The sequence below is a fragment of the Myroides fluvii genome (assembly GCF_009792295.1).
In the GTDB taxonomy this organism is placed as follows: domain Bacteria; phylum Bacteroidota; class Bacteroidia; order Flavobacteriales; family Flavobacteriaceae; genus Flavobacterium; species Flavobacterium fluvii_A.
In genome coordinates this window covers 2390240-2410993 of sequence record NZ_CP039934.1, presented here as the reverse complement: position 1 = coordinate 2410993, position 20754 = coordinate 2390240, and the positions used below count along the sequence as shown (strand labels likewise).

Sequence of the window (20754 nt, the reverse complement as noted above, 5' to 3'; positions counted from 1 at the left end):
ACAGAGCTAAAAATGAGCGAAAAAAAGATTGCTAAATCCCTACCTGCTTTGCTGGTTATCTATCCTTCCATGAGCACTAAAATCCACCAATAGATTGGTACACTTTCTACCCAAAACAAACTAAAGTAATTACTGCGTTTGGGCGAAGCTAGTTGAATAAAAAGTAAGGTAATACAAACAATAATCAGATTATTCCAGGCTTGAATGGGTTGAAATCCCACTTTAAAAAACTCAATGACAAAAAAGGGAATCAACAAAATAGCGAGTAACAACTTTGTTTTACGAGTACCCAACAATTGAGGAATCGTCTTTAAATACTTTTCATCATATTGTAAATCGACGATTTCAAATATTCCGATTAAGATTAATACCAAGATAAATCGCTGTAGAAATTTAATCCAAATATCTACTGAAAGTTCGATTCCCGCATTAAAAATGGGAATAATGAGTGTCACGGTTGCCCAACACAAACAGACGATATACACTTTCAATCCGGACCAATTGCGCAAATTGGGAATTCGCTTGGAGATAGGAACCGCATACAATACAGCTAAAACCAATAATGAGAGGGTTACAAACTGGGCGGTAGCGGCTAAATAGAAGAAACTGACCATGCCAACGATCAGAGCTACAAAACTCAACAGTAGAATAGCCTTCATCTTTGGTGATAAATTGCGGCGATGAGCTACAACATAATCAGCATATTTGATAAAGTTATAGGAAAACAAGGTTCCCGAAAAGGCCAAAAGCGAAACGGTCCAATCGAAGGGCAAACGACAGAAATAAAACGTCATTTGCACCAAAGCAAAAACGGCGAAAGAAACGTGAATGCTCGCTTTCAGATAAAAATCAAATACGTTACCTAAGACTTTTCTCATGCTAATTTTTTATACCGAAATCGGCTAGAAATTTACATTAACAAAATTACTAGGAATATACTTAATTTATCTCAGATTTATGGTTATTTTTGTCTGCTTATACACAACTTATTATTTTGCCCAAATGAAAACAAATGCATTTGCTTTAAGACACATTGGCCCTCGTGCTGAGGACATGGCACAAATGTTTAAAACTGTAAAAGTTGACAACATTGAACAATTAATCGACGAAACTTTTCCAACTTCAATTCGCTTAAAACAAGATTTAGATCTTGCTCCTGCAATGACGGAATATGAGTATTTATCTTATATTCAGAACTTAGGCAACAAAAACAAAATCTTTCGTTCTTATATTGGATTAGGATACAACGAATCTGTTAGCCCTGCTCCTATTATTCGCAACGTATTTGAAAACGCTGGTTGGTATACCGCTTATACGCCATACCAAGCAGAGATTGCACAAGGTCGTTTAGAGGCTTTATTAAATTTCCAAACGACAGTAATTGAATTAGCTGGAATGGAAATTGCCAATGCTTCTTTATTAGATGAAGGTACAGCAGCAGCTGAGGCGATGATGTTGTTATACGATGTTCGCACAAGAGATCAAAAGAAAAACAACGCGTTGAAATTCTTCGTTTCAGAAGAAATTTTACCTCAAACACTTTCTGTATTACAAACACGTTCAATTCCTTTCGAAATTGAATTAGTTGTAGGCGATCACCAAACGTTTGATTTCTCAGAAGATTTCTTTGGTGCAATCTTACAATATCCAGGAAAATATGGTCAAGTATACGATTATGCTGACTTCATTCATACCGCTAAATCGAAAGATATTAAAGTTGCCGTTGCAGCAGATATCTTATCTTTAGTAACTTTAACTTCTCCAGGAGAGATGGGAGCTGACGTAGTAGTGGGAACAACACAACGCTTTGGTATTCCATTAGGATTTGGAGGACCTCACGCCGGTTTCTTCACTACAAAAGAAGAATACAAACGCAGTATGCCAGGTCGTATCATCGGTGTTTCTAAAGATGCAGATGGAAACAGAGCGTTGCGTATGGCATTACAAACACGTGAGCAACACATCAAACGCGAAAAAGCAACGTCAAACATCTGTACCGCTCAAGTATTATTAGCTGTTATGGCGAGTTTCTACGCGGTTTACCACGGACCAAACGGTCTTCGTTTTATTGCAAACCAAGTACATGCAAAAGCAAATACGGTTGCTGAAAACTTAGCTAAGTTAGGAATCGAGCAAAGCAATACGGCTTACTTCGATACGATTGTGGTAAAAGCAGACGCAGCTAAGGTTAAACCTATTGCTGAAGCAAACCAAGTGAACTTCTACTATATCGATGCAAATACAATTTCTATCTCTTTAAACGAGACCGTAAATGTAAATGATATCAATACAATCATCGCTATTTTCGCTCAAGCAGTAGGTAAAGAAGCCTTTACTATTACAGCTTTAAATGAAGAAGCAGTGAATTACCCAGCAAAATTAAAACGTACTTCTAAATTCTTAGAGCATGACGTATTTAATAGCTACCACTCTGAAACAGAGTTAATGCGTTACATCAAACGTTTAGAGCGCAAAGATTTAGCGTTAAATCAATCGATGATTTCTTTGGGGTCTTGTACCATGAAGTTGAATGCGGCAGCTGAGATGCTTCCGTTAAGCAACGGTCAATGGAACAACATCCACCCTTTTGCTCCACTAGATCAAGCACAAGGTTATATCGAAATGTTGAAAGACTTAGAACACAAATTAAATATCATCACTGGATTTGCTGGAACAACCTTACAGCCAAATTCTGGTGCACAAGGGGAATATGCTGGATTAATGGCTATTCGCGCCTACCACCATGCAAGAGGTGATTTCCAACGAACTATTGCGTTAATCCCTGCTTCTGCTCACGGAACAAACCCTGCTTCTGCTGCTATGGCAGGAATGAAAGTAGTGGTTACAAAAACAACGCCTGAAGGAAATATCGATGTGGCTGACTTAAGAGAAAAAGCAGAATTACACAAAGACAACCTTTCTTGTTTGATGGTTACTTATCCTTCTACACACGGAGTATATGAATCTGCTATCATGGAAATTACACAAATTATCCACGATAACGGAGGACAAGTATATATGGATGGAGCTAATATGAACGCACAAGTTGGATTCACTAACCCAGCTTCTATTGGTGCTGACGTATGTCACTTAAACTTACACAAAACTTTTGCTATTCCTCACGGTGGTGGTGGACCTGGAGTTGGACCAATCTGTGTGGCTGAACATTTAGTAGAGTTTTTACCTTCAAACCCATTAGTGGCTGTAGGTGGTAAAAATGCAATTACATCTATTTCTTCTGCTCCTTACGGTTCTGCATTGGTGTGTTTAATCTCTTACGGTTACATCTCTATGTTGGGAACAGAAGGATTGAAAAAAGTGACGCAAACAGCTATCTTGAATGCGAACTATATGAAAGCTAGATTAGAAGAGCACTATGCGATTTTATATACAGGTGAACAAGGACGTGCTGCACACGAAATGATTGTTGACGTTCGTGAGTTCAAAGAAAAAGGAATTGAAGTGACTGATATCGCTAAGCGTTTAATCGATTACGGTTTCCACGCACCAACGGTTTCTTTCCCAGTTGCAGGTACGTTAATGATTGAACCTACAGAAAGTGAAAGCTTAGCTGAAATCGATCGTTTCTGTGATGCGATGATCGCTATTCGTCAAGAAATTGAAAATGCAACGATTGAGAACCCAGTAAACGAATTAAAGAATGCACCACATACTTTAGCTTTATTAACTGCGGATAATTGGGATTTACCCTACTCAAGACAAAGAGCTGCTTATCCATTAGCTTATGTAGCAGAGAATAAATTCTGGCCTACTGTACGTCGTATTGACGATGCTTATGGAGATAGAAACTTAGTTTGTTCTTGTGCTCCAATCGAAGCTTACCTTGAAAATTAATTCATTGTACTATAATTAAAAAACGCCATCGGAATTCGATGGCGTTTTTTTTTACCCTAAAAGTACGATAGCCTTCCGCATTGTGCTTTTCTCGGGCAAGATTTATCGGGTATGAATAGGATTAATCGTGGCGTTTACTTACACTCTGTTCATGCGTTCATTTAGGTGAACGATATATGCGGTGATTTACTCGGGGTGCAAGAAAAATACCCAAAGAAAATAAAAAATACGTTTAACAACTTAGGGATAAAAAACACTTGATATTATAATAAATAGAATAAAAATAATTGAATATTAAATATTCATGTACATCATTTAAAAACACTCAACCACAAATTGTCAACGCTTATTAAGCGCTGCTCTATTCATTTCTAAAACGATATTTTTTCACAATAAAATAGGCTCCACTTAAAATCAAGAGTGCATAACAAACTAAATCTGCATGATTATAACTAAAGAAATCAAACAAATTCAAAACAAGCCCTATTGTTGTTAACACCATCAACCCTTTAACTAATTTATCCATTTTAATACAATTTGAAATTAATTCCTCCCTCATCTGAAATAACGAATACAGTAGAAATCAATCCCGATTTCTGTTATTTTTATTCCTCGATTAAGAGAACATAATAATGTATTTTTACAACAACACACACAAAAAACATTCCACTTTTCCAACAACCAGAGGCAAACAATTCGTTAATTAATAATATTTCACAAACTTTAACATGAAATAAAACAATTCTGCCGCAATAAAAACAAGAAAACTTAACATTAATTGCAAAAAACACACAAAATGTAATTTTTTCATTTTAATCATTAAAATACAGCACACAAAAAATAAATTTATTTTTTCTTCAACCCCTTGAGTATAACTTATTTATTTTAATAGTTTTAGATGCTCTCAACAAAACACTGTTTGTACTTCTCTTTTTCACCTTCACTCCATCTGCTGTGTTTTATTTGATTTTTGTAATTTTACCACTTACAACAGAGCACCCTATGAGTAAAGATTTAGAAACCATCGCCGATTATTACAAAGAAAGATCTACGTCTTCTCTTTCTGAAAATTATGCTTTTAGCATCAACGAATACAAGACAGGAACTTCGCATTTTAACATTAATATGCGCAAGTATTGCAGTTTTACAACGCCTTATAATCGTCGTGATTTTTATAAAGTGGGACTAATAATTGGTCGTGGAGAATTGCATTACGGCTCACATACTATTACAATTGACCGACCGGCTTTATTCTTACCTTGCCCTACAACTCCGTATTCCTGGACGTGTATTGAAAAGCAACAAGAGGGGTATTTCTGCTTGTTCAATTACGAATTCTTCACAGAGAATAGAAGTTTAGAATCCTTCAAAAAAACGTCGTTATTCAAAGAATGGGGAAAACCTTTAATCTTTTTAACACCGGATCAACTGGAAATCGCACATACCTATTTTCAACAAATGTACACCATGGCTCAGTCGGATTACCCTTTAAAGTATGAGGTTATTCGCAATTTACTCGCTTTATTATTGCATCAAGCGCTACAATTAAAAGTAGAAGACATCACCTTAGAAGAGCAAAGTGCATCCATGCGTTTATTTCGTTTATTTGATCAACTATTGAACAAGCAGTTTCCATTAGATTCTCCTGCTTACCCTCTTGCTTTACGTCGTCCTATTGACTATGCAGACCAACTTAATATACACGTGAATCACTTGAATTCATCTATTAAGTCCGCAACGGGTAAAACCACGTCTCAACACATTACAGATCGCATTTTACTAGAAGCTAAAAACTTGCTCATGAACACCGATTGGGATATTGCACAAGTGGGGTATACATTGGGATTTGACCAACCCTCTCACTTCACTCATTTCTTCAAAAAACACGTAAAACAAACGCCACTTCAATTTAGAAATAAAAAATAATATTCTTTGATTTATACAAGTATACCTTTGTCTTTTTTAAGGTATAAACACCGTTGTTCTTTTACATTTGCAGCTGTAAAACAACAATTCACTTTATGCTTAGAGAAGCTACAAACCAAAGAAAAAAGCTAGCAACCATTCTCGCTTTTAGTTCAATTCCCCTATCTGGATTTGTAACGGATATCTATTTACCCTCTTTTCCTTCTATGGCTAATGACTTAGCTATTACGGAAAAAGAAGTGCAACTTACTTTAACGTGCTACCTACTGAGTTATGGTATTTCCCAACTCTTTGTCGGCAGTATTCTCGATAGTATTGGCCGTTACAAACCCCGCTTGATTGCCCTTCTTTTCATCGCTTTATCTAGTACTTTAATTGCTTTTACCAATGATATTTTCTTGATTTGCTTGTTGCGTATTGTTCAAGGAATCGCGATTTCTATTCTAGTTGTTGCTACTCGAGCCATTTTCATGGATATATACGAAGAAAAACAACGCATCCACTACCTCAGCTATTTTACAGTAGTCTGGTCTTGTGGTCCCATTCTAGCACCTTTTTTGGGTGGATACCTCGATGCTCTATTTTCGTGGCATGCTAACTTTTATTTTCTTTCCATTTACGCAGTGTTGCTCTTTATTTTAGATTTACTCATCAGTGGCGAAAGTATTGCAGAAAAGAAGAAATTTAACTTAAGTCAAACCTTACAAGTATACCAAACCATGTTGAGCAACAAAAATTTCATCACGGGTATTTTTATCTTGGGTATGAGTTATTCCATCGTCATGATTTTCAATATTTCAGGTCCTTTTCTAATTGAAAACACCTTTAATCAGAATTCAATTATCATTGGTTACTGCACGCTTCTACTAGGATTTTCATGGATGTTAGGCGGGCTCATTGGCAAGAAAAGAATGCATGTTCCCTTTAAACAGCGCATTACGCGTCCCGTATACATTCAATTGGGATTGGCTGTGCTTTTACTTTCGGCCAGTTATTATGTAGAGAACCTGTATCTACTAATGTTTGGCTTGTTTTTAATTCACATCTGTTCGGGTACGGTATTCAACAATTTCTTTACCTCCACCATGTTGTATTTCCCCAATAATTCAGGTACAGCAGGGGGATTAATGGGTGGATTAACCTATGTCATCACCTCGCTAACGAGCTTTATCATTTCTTCATCAGGAGCCATCAACACCCAATTTCAGTTAACTACGCGTTATACTGCTTTGATAGGATGTCTTGTATGCTTGATTTTGTACATGGTTCTACTAAATAAAAAAACACAATAGTCTCACGGAAAAAAGAAGTCATTTTCCGTCTAAATATGTACCTTTGCCGCCGCTTCCCTCGACTTGAGCGAAGCGGTTTTATCATCTAAATAATTTGTATTGCCTATTATGGGACTAAACAATAAGTTTCTAGGTTTTTCAGCGGCCATTTTTGCTGCTGCACTTTGGGGTGTATCAGGAGCATTTGCTCAATTCTTATTCAATGAGAAAAATTTCAATGCTGAATGGCTTGTTACCGTTCGTCTCTTAATTTCAGGTAGTATTATGCTTGCTTTGGGCATTGTAAAAGGTGATAAAGATGTATGGCATATCTGGAAAAACAAAAAATACGCTTCTCAATTGGTTGTATTTAGTTTTTTAGGGATGTTGTTAGTTCAATATTCTTATTTCATCACCATTTTTCACTCTAACGCTGCAACTGCAACTGTTCTTCAATATATAGGCCCTGTTTTTATTGCTATTTACTTAGCGCTACGTCTGAGAAAATGGCCCAAACCTATTGAAATATTGGCAATTGGATTAGCAATGTTGGGTACTTTTTTACTGGTAACACATGGCGATATCAATAGTTTAACCATTACACCTACTGCATTAATTTGGGGAATTATTTCCGCAATTGCGCTAGCTGCTTATACGATTCTACCAGTACATTTATTAAAAGAATACAGTCCGATTGTAATTATTGGATGGAGTATGTTAATCGCTGGTATAGGAATAGCTCTTGTTTATCCGCCCACACATTTTCCAGGAATATGGGACATGGAAACATTTTGGGCTGTAGCATTCATCATCCTATTTGGCACCTTAATCTCTTTCTACATATTCTTAGATGCCATCAATAATATCGGTCCTCAACGCGCAAGTTTACTTGCTTGTGCTGAACCTTTATCCGCCACATTAATCGCCGTTTTTTACTTCGGTGTTCAGTTTGAATTTTTAGATTGGCTCGGCAGTAGCTGTATTATTTTTACGATTCTCTTACTAACCAAAATGAAGAAAAAGGAAATTCCAGCCAATTAATTAAGGCCTATAGCGCTTGATCACCGTCAAAAAACGCTGTTGAATTAAAAAGACCCAAGGGGTTTTAAAGATTAGAATTCCTCCGCAAATTAAGACAAATCCCACACGCAGAACAAGAGTCAAAAATTGGCTTTGATTCACAATCGGAATATAAAAGCCGATAATCAATACCAATAGCATACAGAGAAACAATTGACCAAATTGGACGTCAAAAGGCCAAAGTTTCATTTTGAGGTAAATGTAAACCACTTTCCCAAAATTAAATAGCGTTAAGCTAATTAACGAGGCCAATCCGACCCCAAAAATCCCATAGCTTGTCTGCGTTAAGAACCAGATATTCATTCCGATATTCAATACCATTAAAAACAGAATTGAAATCAGATTAAAACGATAGTATTTGGAATAAGAGATGATTTCCGAATTAAACCCCGTAGACATATTAATTACGCCATTTATACCCAACAAATAGATGATGGGAATAGAAGGTGCTAGCTTTTCATAAGTGGGCAATAATCGAAACAAGGGATCTATTCCTACCGCTACACAAGAAAACAACAGCATACCGATAAAGAACATTACACGGGCAACTTCTTTGTACTTTTCATTTAATTTCTTGAGCTGTACATTTTTAATTAAATCAGAAATAACGGGAGCATACAAAGCAAAAACACCTGTAGCCGGAATTGCTAAAGTAGAAGCTAAAGTCACCCCAATATTGTATGTTCCATTCGCTTCATACGAAATAAAATAGGGAATCATCAAAGAATCTACGCGAAAGGCAAAAAAAGAACCAAAACTCCCAGCAAAGGCAAATAAACTATAGGCATAATACTCTTTTTTCTTCACCTTATCGAATAAATCATCATAGCTTCGATGAAGCTGATAGGGATATAATTTGTAAATATACCCTCCAATTACCACAGTAATTAGACCATAACTTAATAGGTACAAAGCTAATCCTTGATCAATCGTTGTCGTGGTATACAACGTTAATAAAAAGACCGTGGGCAATGCAATTTTGGGAATTATCTTCTCAAAAAAAGTGGGAAATGATATTTTTTGCAAATTTGTTGCCTGTCTGCGAAACAGCTCGATATAAGCCATAGCCAATGCTAATGGAAAGGCAAAGGCTACGTATTTAAAAGAAGTAGCGGTGTAAAAAAAAGAAATAACAATCAGTGAAACACCAACCCATCCAGCTAGTTTTGCTAGTGAAATTAGACTATAACTAAACAATTTCTGCTGTAATCTTTCTGTTAATTGAGGGTAGAAATTAATCAAAGCATGCGTACTTCCCAACACGATGATAGGATACATAATTTGAGCACAAGCATCAACAAAGCGAATAATCCCTAGCATCTCCTTATCTTGAGGATAAATCAAAATCGTTGAAACAACGCCAATCAAAACGCCTAGATAATTAATTAGCGTAAATAAAAAAGCTTGTTTGGTTGAAATACCATTCCCCATTGTACTTATTCCTTGATTCGTTTCTACAAATATACTGGCTATTCGATGCCTAACTACATTTTTTTATATTTTTGTGTGGCTGGATGCAGAAAGTATATACTTTCCAAGAATCTCCAATTGTAAAAATTCTTTTTCATGAAGTATATCATTATTATTCCCGCTTACAATGAAGCCTCTTATATTGCTGAGACATTACAGAGTTTAGCGGATCAAACCTTGCTTCCTGAATGGGTTTTAGTAGTTAACGATAGTTCGACAGATCAAACGGAAGCAATCGCGGAGTCCTTTACAGCACAACACGCTTGGCTGCATCTTTGCACCAAAAATTCAGCGGCCATTCATTTACCAGGAAGTAAAGTCATTCAGGCATTTAATCACGGATTAACTCTTCTTCCTGATGAGATACAGTATGACGTTATCGTCAAATTGGATGCCGATTTAATTCTTCCTCCTGATTACTTTGCTCATATAGCACATGAATTTAAACAAAATCCTAAACTAGGTATGGCTGGAGGTGTTGCACGTATTGAAAAAAACAACACTTGGGTTATCGAAAACCTAACCGATAAAGATCATATCCGCGGAGCTTTTAAAGCTTATCGCAAGGCGTGTTTTCAACAGATTGGTGGACTCAAACCCGCTATGGGATGGGATACTGTAGACGAATTACTCTGCCGTTACTACGATTGGGAAATCCTTGTCCGTCAAGATTTACAAATCAAACACCTCAAGCCTACCGGGGCTCAATACGATAAAACTGCACGCTATAAACAAGGAGAGGCTTTCTATCGTTTACACTATGGCTTGGCAATCACGCTAATCGCCAGCTTGAAGTTAGCATCAAAAAAAGGAAAACCCTTGTTGTTTCTCGATTATATTAAAGGATACTTCAGAGCGAAAGCTAAAAAAGATCCGTATTTAGTTACAGAAGAACAAGGAAAATTTATTCGCCACTACCGCTGGAAGAAAATAAAGTCGAAGTTGTTTTAATACATTTTTGGACTTATAAACCTAAAAACTCATTTGTAATTGGTAATTTAGCCGATATTTATTTTTTATGATAAAAACTGGATTAACAAATATTGGTCAGTACTTTATTATGCTAAAAGAAATCTTTAGCAAAATGACTAAGTGGAAAGTAATGAAGGAGCTAATCTTCAAAGAAATAGACGATTTAATCATTGGTTCTTTGGGTATTGTTTGCTTCTTATCTTTTTTCGTTGGAGGTGTTGTTGCAATTCAAACTGCCTTAAACTTAACCAATCCCTTAATTCCTAAATATCTTATTGGATTTGCAACCAGACAATCGGTAATCTTAGAATTTGCCCCTACGTTCATCTCCATCATTATGGCTGGTAAAATGGGGTCTTTTATCACATCGAGTATTGGTACCATGCGTGTTACAGAACAAATCGACGCTTTAGAAGTAATGGGAGTTAGCTCATTAAACTATTTGGTTTTTCCGAAAATGGTCGCTGTTTTATTATATCCTTTCGTGATTGGTATCAGTATGTTTCTAGGTGTTTTAGGCGGATGGTTTGGTGGTGTAATGGGAAATTTCGTGTCTTCTGAGCAATTCATTACTGGATTACAAGATAGCTTTATTCCGTTTCACATTACCTATGCGTTTATCAAAACTACGTTATTCGGTTTCTTATTAGCAACGGTTCCATCTTATTTTGGTTACTACATGAAAGGTGGTGCTCTAGAAGTAGGAAAAGCCAGTACAACGGCATTCGTGTGGACGAGTGTGGCTATTATTCTTACAAATTATATACTAACCTCTCTCCTTTTAAGTAACTAACAAGATGATTAAAGTAACCAACATAGAAAAGTCTTTTAATGGCACAAAGGTATTAAAGGGAATTACTACCACGTTTGAAACTGGAAAAACCAATTTAATCATAGGACAAAGTGGTTCAGGAAAAACCGTTTTCCTAAAGACACTTTTGGGTATTCACGCGCATGACAATGGTCAAATTCTTTTTGATGGTAGAGATTATGCCGATATGAATAAAAACCAACGTCGCGATTTACGTACAGAGATTGGAATGGTATTTCAAGGAAGTGCCCTTTTTGACTCCATGACAGTGGAAGAGAATATCGCTTTTCCTTTGCGTATGTTTACCAATAAAAGCGACAAAGAAATTATGCATCGCGTTAATGAGGTAATTGATCGCGTAAAATTAATCAACGCCAATAAAAAGAAACCTTCAGAAATATCGGGAGGGATGCAAAAAAGGGTTGCTATTGCTCGTGCTATTGTAAATAACCCCAAATATTTATTCTGTGATGAACCCAACTCTGGACTCGATCCAAAAACGGCGATTGTCATTGATAACTTGATTCAAGAGATTACACACGAATATGACATCACAACGGTAATCAACACACACGATATGAACTCCGTATTGGAAATTGGAGAACATATCGTATTCTTAAAGAACGGTGTGTTAGCCTGGTCGGGAAATAACAAGGAAATTATACAAACAGACAATGAAGATGTCGTGGATTTCGTTTACTCTTCTGAACTCTTTCAGATGGTTCGAGATGCCATGCGACACATTGGCTCTAGTAAAAAATAAAAAAACCGAAGCAAATGCTTCGGTTTTTTTTATGGAGGGTGTTTGGTGAGACGTTGAGACGTTGAGATTTTCATTTAAAGAAAACACCTTCTTATTTTAGAAAATCTACCGATACCTCATAACAGATCACTGATGACTTTTTGTTTGTTGCTTGTTGTGGGTTGTTTGTTGTGGGTTGTTTGTTGTGGATTGTTTGTTGTGGGTTGCTTGTGGACAAAGCAGTCAACCACTATACTAATACCAAACCATATAGTACTATATTTAATAATGAAGTTATTGTTTAAAAATGGTCAACCCTATTTAGGGACGTTCACACACTTCTCTTCTTTCCTCTCTCTTCTCTCTATTCTCTATTCTCTATTCTTGTTTTAGATTAAGTATATTCCACAGTGAATGAAGTAACTTTGAGTATAAATAAAAAGGATATGAAAACAAAGAATATTGAACAAATCGTCGCACCAAGACCTGCACATTTTGTAGGAGATGGTTTTAGAGTACACAATTTTATTCCAGGTGTACCAGGTATGAGCATGCAACGCATGGATCCCTTCATTATGTTTGACTACAACTCCAAATACCACTTCGGACCAAGTGAAATTCCAAGAGGTGTTGGCGTACATCCACACAAAGGATTTGAAACGGTAACCATTGCTTACAAAGGACGTGTTGAACATGGAGATAGCAGTGGTGGTGGTGGAATCATAGGCGAAGGCGATGTACAATGGATGACAGCGGCTTCAGGTGTTTTACACAAAGAATTTCACGAAACAGCATGGAGCAAAACAGGGGGTGAATTTCAAATGGTTCAACTGTGGGTAAATTTACCTGCTGAGGCAAAGAAAGGAGAACCAAAATATCAAGCAATTGAGAACAGCCAAATGGCGTTGTATCCGTTAGAAAACGACAAAGGTACAATTGAGGTTATAGCAGGAGAATACAACGGAATAAAAGGTCCAGCATCAACCTTTACTCCTATTCACATGTCAAATTTAAGAGCTAAAGAAGGGGCTAAAGTAGCCTATAACTTCCCAACTACATACACGACATTACTCCTAGTTTTAGAAGGTACTGTACAAGTTAATGGGGCTGAAGTGATGCAAGACCATGTCGTTTTGATGTCAAACGATGGAGAGGAATTCACTGTCGAAGTAACTGAAGATGCGGTTGTATTAGTCCTTGCTGGATTGCCTATCAAAGAACCTATTGCGCATTATGGTCCCTTTGTTATGAATACACAAGAAGAACTACTACAAGCATTCGACGATTTTAATACAGGGAAATTCGGAACTTGGAATTAAGAATAACGAAAAGGTGTTGTTGAACGACACCTTTTTTTTATGTGTTTTATTTTCTCGGCTTGTGAATTCTTTTACATTTGCAAATAAAAAATATGTGCAAAAGAATAGCATTAATGGGTTTACTTTTGGGATTGAGTATCGGATGTAATTCTAAAAATACCGCCACAGAAGAACAGCCTACTCCAGTAAATACTCCTGTTAAAAGTAAGGAAACAGCAAAAGCTGAAACTCAAACTCCTGAACAAGAAGAACTCAAACTCGTAGGTACGAATTCAGAATTATATGCCGCATCTGAAGAACAGCTGTTGAATATGCTGAATGAAATGGATCAAAAACGCCTACAAAAAGCCATTCAGATTGTATCCAATCATGTAGCAGAAACTGTTGATATCTATACTGACGAAGATGATATTGATTTTGAGAAATGGAATGCTATTTACTTCCAGAAAATTGATGGACTCACCTTTACAGCTACTATGCAATTAGCAGAGAAACTATTGGTTGAAACGAAAAAAAATACACAAGCGAGTTTGCAGGCAGATCTAGCCGCCTTGAAAGCTAATCCAGTAGAAGACCAAGAAGATTCTTTGTCATTCTTACAAGAAGAACTAAAGAAAGCAAAGAATTTACCTACTACAATTGACACTTATGTGTATAATGAAGAATGCTTTCTCTAAAATGAAAACCATTAAACTGTTTTTTTATACTTTTCAATCCATAATAAAACTATTCAATTCTAAATTGATGGTTTTTTCTTTTTTTATTTGTTAATAAAATAGTTTTTACCTATATTTGATTTGTAATTGCGCCTTATAAGGTAATTACCTCGTTAAATCTCCCGTCTCTTTGTGTTTTTAACAAGAGATATATAGACAAAAATAAATCCCTTGCGGATAAAAGATAAGTTGAAAAAAGAAAAGTGATGTTGTTAAGTGTAAAAAAAGAGTTCCAAAAAATTTTGGAACTCTTTTTCATTTTATGCTAATAAACCCGCTCTTTTCAATAAAGCTTCTGGTGTTGGTTCTTGTCCTCTAAATTTCTTGTATAAGGTCATCGGATGATCGGTGCCTCCTTGTGATAACACATAATCTTTAAATGCTGTTGCTACCTCCTTATTAAAGATTCCCTTTTCCTTAAAATACGCAAAGGCATCTGCATCTAATACTTCAGCCCATTTATAACTATAGTACCCTGAAGAATAGCCCCCTTGAAAAATATGAGAAAAAGAAGTACTCATTGCATTTTCTGCCACATCTGGATATTGCTGTGTCGAATTAAATTGTTCTAACTCGAATGCCTTTAAATTGACAATTTTTGTTGGATCTTGTCCATGCCATCCCATATCCAATAGACCAAAACTCAATTGACGTACAGTGGCCATCCCTTCTAAGAAAGAAGCACTTTCTTTAATTTTCTCTACAAATTCCATTGGAATCACTTCTCCTGTTTGATAGTGCTTCGCAAATAAAGCTAGTGTTTCTTTTTCATAGCACCAGTTTTCTAAAATCTGACTTGGCAATTCAACAAAATCCCAATATACATTTGTACCTGACAAAGAAGGATACGTTGTGTTGGCTAACATTCCGTGCAAAGCATGACCAAATTCGTGGAACAGCGTTGTCACCTCATTAAACGTCAACAAAGATGGTTTAGTTGCGGTAGGTTTTGTAAAATTACACACAATTGAAATATGAGGTCTTTCATTCACTCCATTGCGCGTATATTGATTCTTGAAAGAAGTCATCCAAGCACCGTTTCGCTTTCCTTTACGCGGAAAGAAATCGGTATAAAACACCGCGATGAATTCTTCTTTTTCATTTCTCACTTCAAACGTACGTACTTCTTCGTGGTATTTCTCAATATCAAAAACTTCTACAAAAATTAACCCATATAGCTTATTTGCTACTTGAAAGGCTCCATCCAATACATTTTCTAATTGAAAATAGGGTTTTAGAATTTCATCATCCAAATTAAAACGCTCTTGCTTTAATTTTTCTGCATAATAACTACCATCCCACTTCTCTAGGTGATCAATACCATCCAATTGCTTAGCAAAAGCCGTTAACGCTTCAAACTCTTTCTCCGCTGCAGGTTTAGCCTTTACCAATAAATCGTGTAAAAAAGCATTTACTTTAGTTGGAGATTGAGCCATACGCTCTTCTAATACAAAATCTGCATGAGTGGCGTAGCCCAAAATATTCGCTCGCTCATGTCTTAATTTCGCAAGGTTTAAAACGTGTTTTTCATTGTTGTATTCGTTGGATTTAAATGCTTTTGCCCCTGCTGCAAGTGCCAATTCTTTACGCAAAGCTCGATTCTCAGCATACGTCATAAATGGAATATAACTTGGGTAATCTAAAGTAAAAATCCATCCTTCTTTATTTTCTTGTTGTGCTAAAGCATGGGCCTCTTCCATTGCTCCTTCCGGTAATCCTTTTACTTCGTCTTCTTGCGTAAGATGCAATTGGTAATTATGCGTCTCTGCTAAAACGTTTTCTCCAAATTTCAAGGAAGTAGTGGCTAATTCAGCATCAATCGCTCGTACTCTATTTTTCTGTTCTTCTGAAAGCAACGCTCCATTGCGTACAAAATTCTTGTAATTTTTCGTCAACAACGTCTGTTGTTCTGTGGTCAATTTCAGCTGATTCAATTGTTCATAAACAGCTTTTACACGTAGAAATAACGCTTCATTCAACAAAATATCATTCCCCAATTCCGCTAACAAAGGAGCAATTTCTTGTGCTATTTGTTGCATTTCATCATTGGTTTCAGCAGCATTGAGATTGAAGAAAATACTAGCTAGAACATCTAAATCCATTCCTGAAAAAGCCAAGGCTTCTATTGTGTTCTCAAAAGTTGGAGATGCAGGATTGGTTGTAATCACATCAATATCTGATTTCGCTTGTGAAATAGCCCAATCAAAAGCAGGTTTATAATCTGTAATTTTTATCTGAGAGAATGGTGCTGTACCGTGTTTTGTCGTAAATGCTTTACCAAAAATAGCCATACTAATCAATTTTTTATTTGTTCTATAAAATTACACATTTATTAGGTGAAGACGGATAATATTCCTTCGCCTTAACATCTTCTTACCATAAAAAAAAGGAGCTCATAAGAGCCCCTTTTATATGAATCAAGCTACTATTACGCTTGTGTTTCTTGTTCCATTTGAACAGGTAAATCTGCTTTTGTTAAGAAAGAAGTTACTTCTGCATCCATTTCTGCAATTGTTTTCTTAAACAATTCAAATGCTTCAAACTTATAAATTAGCAAAGGATCTTTTTGTTCGTGAACAGCTAACTGAACAGATTGTTTCAATTCGTCCATTTTTCTAAGGTGTTTCTTCCACGCCTCATCTAAAATTGACAATACAACATTCTTTTCAAAATCGTCAATTAGACTCATTCCTTCTGTGTTGTAAGCCGTTTCTAAATTGGTAACGATATTCATTATTTTAATACCATCTGTAAATGGTACAACGATACGCTCAAAATTGTTATCCTGATTCTCGTAAACATTTTTGATTACTTTGAAGGCCTCAGCCGCACTGCGTTGTCCTTTTTCGCGGTAAGATGTAAATGCTTTTTCGTACAATCTATTTGCCAATGTAACAACATCTTCTTTATTGAACTGATCTTCTGTGATAACATCATTAATACCGAAATTGCGAATCATATCCATATCAAGATTTTTGAAGTCATTCGCCATTTTGTTACTTTCGCTAATACGCTCACATAAATCGTACATCATATTGGCGATATCCACTTTTAGACGATCTCCAAACAACGCGTGTTTTCTACGTTTGTAAATTACCTCACGTTGTGCATTCATCACGTCATCATATTCTAATAAACGCTTACGAATACCAAAGTTGTTCTCCTCTACTTTTTTCTGTGCTCTTTCGATTGATTTGGTCATCATCGAGTGTTGGATTACTTCTCCTTCTTCTAATCCCATTCTATCCATAATCTTCGCTACGCGCTCTGATCCGAATAGACGCATTAAGTTATCCTCTAAAGACACATAGAATTGTGAACTTCCTGGATCTCCTTGACGTCCTGCACGACCTCTTAACTGACGGTCAACACGTCTTGAATCATGGCGTTCTGTACCAATAATAGCTAAACCACCTTTGTCTTTTACCTCTTGAGATAGTTTAATATCCGTACCACGACCTGCCATATTCGTTGCAATGGTTACAATGCCTGGTTTTCCAGCCTCCTCTACAATTTGAGCCTCTTGTTTGTGTAATTTCGCGTTCAATACGTTGTGTTGAATACCGCGCATTTTTAACGATCTACTCAATAACTCTGAAATCTCAACGGAAGTTGTACCAATTAATACCGGACGACCTTCTTGTGATAAATCTACAACATCATCAATAACCGCTTTGTATTTTTCACGTACTGAACGGTAAATTTTATCTTCTTTATCTTTACGTGCAATTCCTCTGTTTGTAGGAATTTCAACTACGTCTAACTTATAGATTTGCAAGAACTCTCCTGCTTCTGTAACAGCCGTACCTGTCATACCTCCTAACTTCTTGTACATACGGAAGTAGTTCTGTAAGGTAATCGTTGCAAACGTTTGTGTAGCTGCTTCAATTTTTACGTTTTCTTTTGCCTCAATCGCTTGGTGTAATCCGTCTGAATAACGACGTCCATCCATAATACGACCTGTTTGCTCGTCAACGATTAAAATCTTATTGTCAATAACAACATACTCCGTGTCTTTTTCAAATACAGTATACGCTTTCAACAATTGATTTAACGTGTGAATACGCTCACTTTTTACTCCAAAATCTTGAAACAAACGCTCTTTTGCAACTGCTTCGTCTTCTCTTGATAAGTTTTTACTTTCAATACGAGCTACTTCAGTTCCAATATCGGGCAATACGAAGAAATGTTCATCTGTATCTTGCGATAAGAATTTAATTCCATTATCTGTCAATTGCACTTGGTTGTTTTTTTCTTCAATCACGAAGTACAAGGCCTCATCCACTTTATGCATTTCTCTATTATTGTCTTGCATATAATGGTTTTCTGTTTTTTGAAGCAATTGCTTCACCCCTTCTTCACTTAAGAATTTAATTAGGGCTTTATTTTTAGGCAAGCTTCGGTATGCTCTTAATAATAAGAATCCACCCTCTTTTGTATTTCCTTCTCGAATTAATTTTCTCGCATCTGCTAAGAAATTGTTCGCTAATTTGCGTTGCATTTCAACTAAGTTTGCCACTTTTGGTTTCAACTCGTTGAATTCATGGCGATCTCCTTGAGGAACAGGCCCAGAAATAATTAAAGGAGTTCTTGCATCATCGACTAATACTGAATCGACCTCATCGACAATTGCGTAATTGTGTACACGTTGTACCAATTCTTCTGGCGTATGTGCCATATTATCTCTCAAGTAATCGAAACCAAATTCGTTATTTGTTCCGTACGTGATATCTGCTGCATACGCTGCTCTTCTACCTGCCGAATTGGGTTGGTGATTGTCAATACAATCTACAGACATACCGTGAAACTCAAATAAAGGAGCTTTCCACTGACTATCCCTTTTTGCAAGGTAATCATTCACGGTAACTAAATGTACCCCATTTCCTGTTAAAGCATTTAAGTACAAAGGTAAAGTTGCCACTAATGTTTTTCCTTCCCCTGTTTGCATCTCTGCAATTTTTCCTTGGTGTAATACGATACCTCCGATTAACTGAACATCGTAGTGGATCATATCCCAGGTAACTTCCTTACCCGCAGCAGACCATTTATTTGCCCAGCTTGCTTGACCCTCAGCTACCGTTACATACGGTTTGCTTTGAGCGAATTCCATGTCTTTTTCTGAAGCTGTCACCACAACCGTTTCGCTTTCTTTGAAACGCTTTGCCGTTTCTTTTACTACAGCAAAAGCTTCTGGTAAGATGTCCATCAATACTTTTTCTGTATTGTCGTACGCTTCTTTCTCTAAGCTATCAATACTAGCGTAGATAGCTTCTCTTTTATCGATATCTTGAGTCTTCTCGATTTCTTCTTTATACGAAGCAATCTTCGCATCTTGACCGGCTCTAGATTGTTGAATTTTCTCCTTAAAATAGATAGTCTTCGCTCTTAATTCGTCATTTGACAAACCAGATAAAGACGATTCATACGTTTTAATTTTTTCAATTAGAGGTTTTATTTCTTTGATATCTCGTTCTGATTTATCGCCGACAAAAACCTTTAATATGGTATTTATAAGACTCATAAGTTTATATGTTTTTTTACTCTTTTTTACTTGCTAAAATAAACAAAAAAAAGCCTTGAAGAAGGCTTTTTTCTATATTAATACTCATCCTCGTTCCAAAGATAATCTTCGTCCGTAGGATAGTCTGGCCAAATTTCTTCCATAGATTCATAGATTTCTCCTTCATCTTCGATGGATTGTAAATTTTCTACTACTTCAAGGGGCGCACCTGTTCTAATAGCATAATCTATCAACTCATCCTTAGTAGCAGGCCATGGAGCATCACTTAAATAAGATGCTAATTCTAATGTCCAATACATCTCTTAACCTTTTTAAAATTTTATTGCAAAAATAAATTTTATTATGAAATAAGCAAGCTTTTTTTATAGTATTTCACTAATTTTAAAGAACGTCCTACTTAATCACAACAAAAAACGGCAGATTTCCATGGTTATTTTATCTTTTCAGGGATCCATTTAATTTCTTCCGCTTGTAAATCAAAAGTCAACTTTCGTGCCAACACAAATAGAAAGTCAGAAAGTCGGTTTAAATACATTAAAACTTCTGTTGCTAGCGGTTCTTCTCGATCCAATTGTACTGACAAGCGCTCGGTTCTACGACAAACACAACGTGCAATATGACAGAATGACACTGTTGTATGACCTCCAGGAAGAATAAAATGGGTCATAGGAGCTAGTCGCTCCTCCATGCGATCAATCTCTCCTTCCAAAAAGGCAATGTTTTCTGCTGTAATTTTCGGAATATTGAGGCGTTCTTGTCCATTTTTTAATATTGCTTTGGCAGGGTCTGTAGCTAAAATGGCTCCCAAAGTAAAAAGATCATGCTGAATTGCAAGCAAGGCTTGCTTTTCTAGCGCTGGGATTTCTTGATCTCGAATCAGTCCCAGATAAGAGTTTAACTCATCAACTGTACCGTAAGCCTCTATTCGAATATGGTTTTTCGGCACACGTGTACCGCCAAATAATGCGGTACTGCCCTGATCTCCTGTTTTAGTGTATATCTTCATTATTCCCTGTGTCTTCAATCTTGTTTTACTCAAGCAAAATACAATACTTTAGGCGCAATTCAACG

Annotated in this window: 15 protein-coding genes and 1 pseudogene; 9 read left to right on the top strand and 7 right to left on the bottom strand. The window is 36.4% G+C overall.

From position 1 onward, the window contains the following. Positions 1–59: 59 nt before the first annotated feature. Positions 60–878 carry a UbiA prenyltransferase family protein gene (locus FBR08_RS11040; protein WP_158962757.1) on the bottom strand — a complete coding sequence of 273 codons (819 nt, stop codon included), beginning with the start codon at positions 876–878 and terminating at the stop codon, positions 60–62. Positions 879–1002: 124 nt separating this feature from the next. Here FBR08_RS11040 and gcvP point away from each other — a divergent pair, with 124 nt between their 5' ends. Further along, the gene (gcvP, locus tag FBR08_RS11035; RefSeq protein WP_158962756.1) at positions 1003–3855 is read left to right on the top strand and encodes an aminomethyl-transferring glycine dehydrogenase; all 2853 of its coding nucleotides are present in this window, start codon (positions 1003–1005) and stop codon (positions 3853–3855) included. A gap of 361 nt (positions 3856–4216) precedes the next feature. On the opposite strand, the gene FBR08_RS16755 is transcribed toward gcvP, so the two are convergent. Next, positions 4217–4381 carry a hypothetical protein gene (locus FBR08_RS16755; protein WP_199268594.1) on the bottom strand — a complete coding sequence of 55 codons (165 nt, stop codon included), beginning with the start codon at positions 4379–4381 and terminating at the stop codon, positions 4217–4219. Between the two features lie 476 nt (positions 4382–4857). Here FBR08_RS16755 and FBR08_RS11030 point away from each other — a divergent pair, with 476 nt between their 5' ends. The 3 genes from FBR08_RS11030 (at position 4858) to FBR08_RS11020 (ending at position 8093) form a co-directional block, all read left to right on the top strand. Next, on the top strand, positions 4858–5781 hold the full coding sequence (locus tag FBR08_RS11030) for a helix-turn-helix domain-containing protein (protein ID WP_158962755.1): 924 nt from the start codon (positions 4858–4860) through the stop codon (positions 5779–5781). A gap of 95 nt (positions 5782–5876) precedes the next feature. Next, on the top strand, positions 5877–7073 hold the full coding sequence (locus FBR08_RS11025) for an MFS transporter (RefSeq protein WP_158962754.1): 1197 nt from the start codon (positions 5877–5879) through the stop codon (positions 7071–7073). A 108-nt stretch (positions 7074–7181) separates the two neighbouring features. Next, positions 7182–8093, top strand: a complete 912-nt coding sequence (locus FBR08_RS11020) for a DMT family transporter (protein WP_158962753.1) — start codon at positions 7182–7184, stop codon at positions 8091–8093. Here the strand turns inward: FBR08_RS11020 and FBR08_RS11015 are convergent, their stop codons facing one another. Further along, positions 8094–9563 carry a lipopolysaccharide biosynthesis protein gene (locus tag FBR08_RS11015; RefSeq protein WP_158962752.1) on the bottom strand — a complete coding sequence of 490 codons (1470 nt, stop codon included), beginning with the start codon at positions 9561–9563 and terminating at the stop codon, positions 8094–8096. Positions 9564–9698: 135 nt separating this feature from the next. On the opposite strand from FBR08_RS11015, the gene FBR08_RS11010 reads away from it, so the two are divergent. The 5 genes from FBR08_RS11010 to FBR08_RS10990 all read left to right on the top strand — a co-directional run bounded on the left by FBR08_RS11010 (position 9699) and on the right by FBR08_RS10990 (position 14123). After that, the gene (locus tag FBR08_RS11010; protein ID WP_158962751.1) at positions 9699–10553 is read left to right on the top strand and encodes a glycosyltransferase family 2 protein; all 855 of its coding nucleotides are present in this window, start codon (positions 9699–9701) and stop codon (positions 10551–10553) included. Positions 10554–10620: 67 nt separating this feature from the next. Continuing rightward, positions 10621–11367, top strand: coding sequence for an MlaE family ABC transporter permease (locus FBR08_RS11005; RefSeq protein ID WP_158962750.1), 747 nt, complete (start codon positions 10621–10623; stop codon positions 11365–11367). A gap of 4 nt (positions 11368–11371) precedes the next feature. After that, positions 11372–12148: an ABC transporter ATP-binding protein gene (locus tag FBR08_RS11000; RefSeq protein WP_158962749.1), complete on the top strand. Its 777-nt coding sequence runs from the start codon at positions 11372–11374 to the stop codon at positions 12146–12148. Between the two features lie 425 nt (positions 12149–12573). Then, the gene (locus tag FBR08_RS10995) at positions 12574–13446 is read left to right on the top strand and encodes a pirin family protein (protein WP_158962748.1); all 873 of its coding nucleotides are present in this window, start codon (positions 12574–12576) and stop codon (positions 13444–13446) included. A gap of 92 nt (positions 13447–13538) precedes the next feature. Next, complete coding sequence (locus tag FBR08_RS10990; RefSeq protein WP_158962747.1) at positions 13539–14123, top strand: hypothetical protein; 585 nt, start codon at positions 13539–13541, stop codon at positions 14121–14123. Between the two features lie 299 nt (positions 14124–14422). Here the strand turns inward: FBR08_RS10990 and FBR08_RS10985 are convergent, their stop codons facing one another. The 4 genes and pseudogenes from FBR08_RS10985 to FBR08_RS10970 all read right to left on the bottom strand — a co-directional run bounded on the left by FBR08_RS10985 (position 14423) and on the right by FBR08_RS10970 (position 20689). Further along, entirely contained in the window at positions 14423–16453 is a 2031-nt protein-coding gene (locus FBR08_RS10985; RefSeq protein WP_158962746.1) for a M3 family metallopeptidase, read from the bottom strand. Positions 16454–16614: 161 nt separating this feature from the next. After that, positions 16615–19683, bottom strand: a pseudogene (gene secA / locus FBR08_RS10980) (preprotein translocase subunit SecA); the annotation flags it as partial. A gap of 77 nt (positions 19684–19760) precedes the next feature. Beyond that, the gene (locus FBR08_RS10975) at positions 19761–19982 is read right to left on the bottom strand and encodes a DUF2795 domain-containing protein (RefSeq protein WP_002986941.1); all 222 of its coding nucleotides are present in this window, start codon (positions 19980–19982) and stop codon (positions 19761–19763) included. A gap of 131 nt (positions 19983–20113) precedes the next feature. Beyond that, positions 20114–20689 (bottom strand): cob(I)yrinic acid a,c-diamide adenosyltransferase, encoded by a 576-nt coding sequence (locus tag FBR08_RS10970; RefSeq protein ID WP_158962744.1) that lies wholly within the window; start codon positions 20687–20689, stop codon positions 20114–20116. Positions 20690–20754 lie beyond the last annotated feature (65 nt).

Coding starts and splice junctions, on each gene's coding strand:
- FBR08_RS11010 (WP_158962751.1), top strand. CDS start 9,699: ATGAAGTATATCATTATTATTCCCGCTTACAATGAAGCCTCTTATATT.
- FBR08_RS11030 (WP_158962755.1), top strand. CDS start 4,858: ATGAGTAAAGATTTAGAAACCATCGCCGATTATTACAAAGAAAGATCT.
- FBR08_RS10975 (WP_002986941.1), bottom strand. CDS start 19,982: ATGTATTGGACATTAGAATTAGCATCTTATTTAAGTGATGCTCCATGG.
- FBR08_RS11000 (WP_158962749.1), top strand. CDS start 11,372: ATGATTAAAGTAACCAACATAGAAAAGTCTTTTAATGGCACAAAGGTA.
- FBR08_RS10990 (WP_158962747.1), top strand. CDS start 13,539: ATGTGCAAAAGAATAGCATTAATGGGTTTACTTTTGGGATTGAGTATC.
- gcvP (WP_158962756.1), top strand. CDS start 1,003: ATGAAAACAAATGCATTTGCTTTAAGACACATTGGCCCTCGTGCTGAG.
- FBR08_RS11040 (WP_158962757.1), bottom strand. CDS start 878: ATGAGAAAAGTCTTAGGTAACGTATTTGATTTTTATCTGAAAGCGAGC.
- FBR08_RS11005 (WP_158962750.1), top strand. CDS start 10,621: ATGATAAAAACTGGATTAACAAATATTGGTCAGTACTTTATTATGCTA.
- FBR08_RS11025 (WP_158962754.1), top strand. CDS start 5,877: ATGCTTAGAGAAGCTACAAACCAAAGAAAAAAGCTAGCAACCATTCTC.
- FBR08_RS11015 (WP_158962752.1), bottom strand. CDS start 9,563: ATGGGGAATGGTATTTCAACCAAACAAGCTTTTTTATTTACGCTAATT.
- FBR08_RS11020 (WP_158962753.1), top strand. CDS start 7,182: ATGGGACTAAACAATAAGTTTCTAGGTTTTTCAGCGGCCATTTTTGCT.
- FBR08_RS16755 (WP_199268594.1), bottom strand. CDS start 4,381: ATGGATAAATTAGTTAAAGGGTTGATGGTGTTAACAACAATAGGGCTT.
- FBR08_RS10995 (WP_158962748.1), top strand. CDS start 12,574: ATGAAAACAAAGAATATTGAACAAATCGTCGCACCAAGACCTGCACAT.
- FBR08_RS10970 (WP_158962744.1), bottom strand. CDS start 20,689: ATGAAGATATACACTAAAACAGGAGATCAGGGCAGTACCGCATTATTT.
- FBR08_RS10985 (WP_158962746.1), bottom strand. CDS start 16,453: ATGGCTATTTTTGGTAAAGCATTTACGACAAAACACGGTACAGCACCA.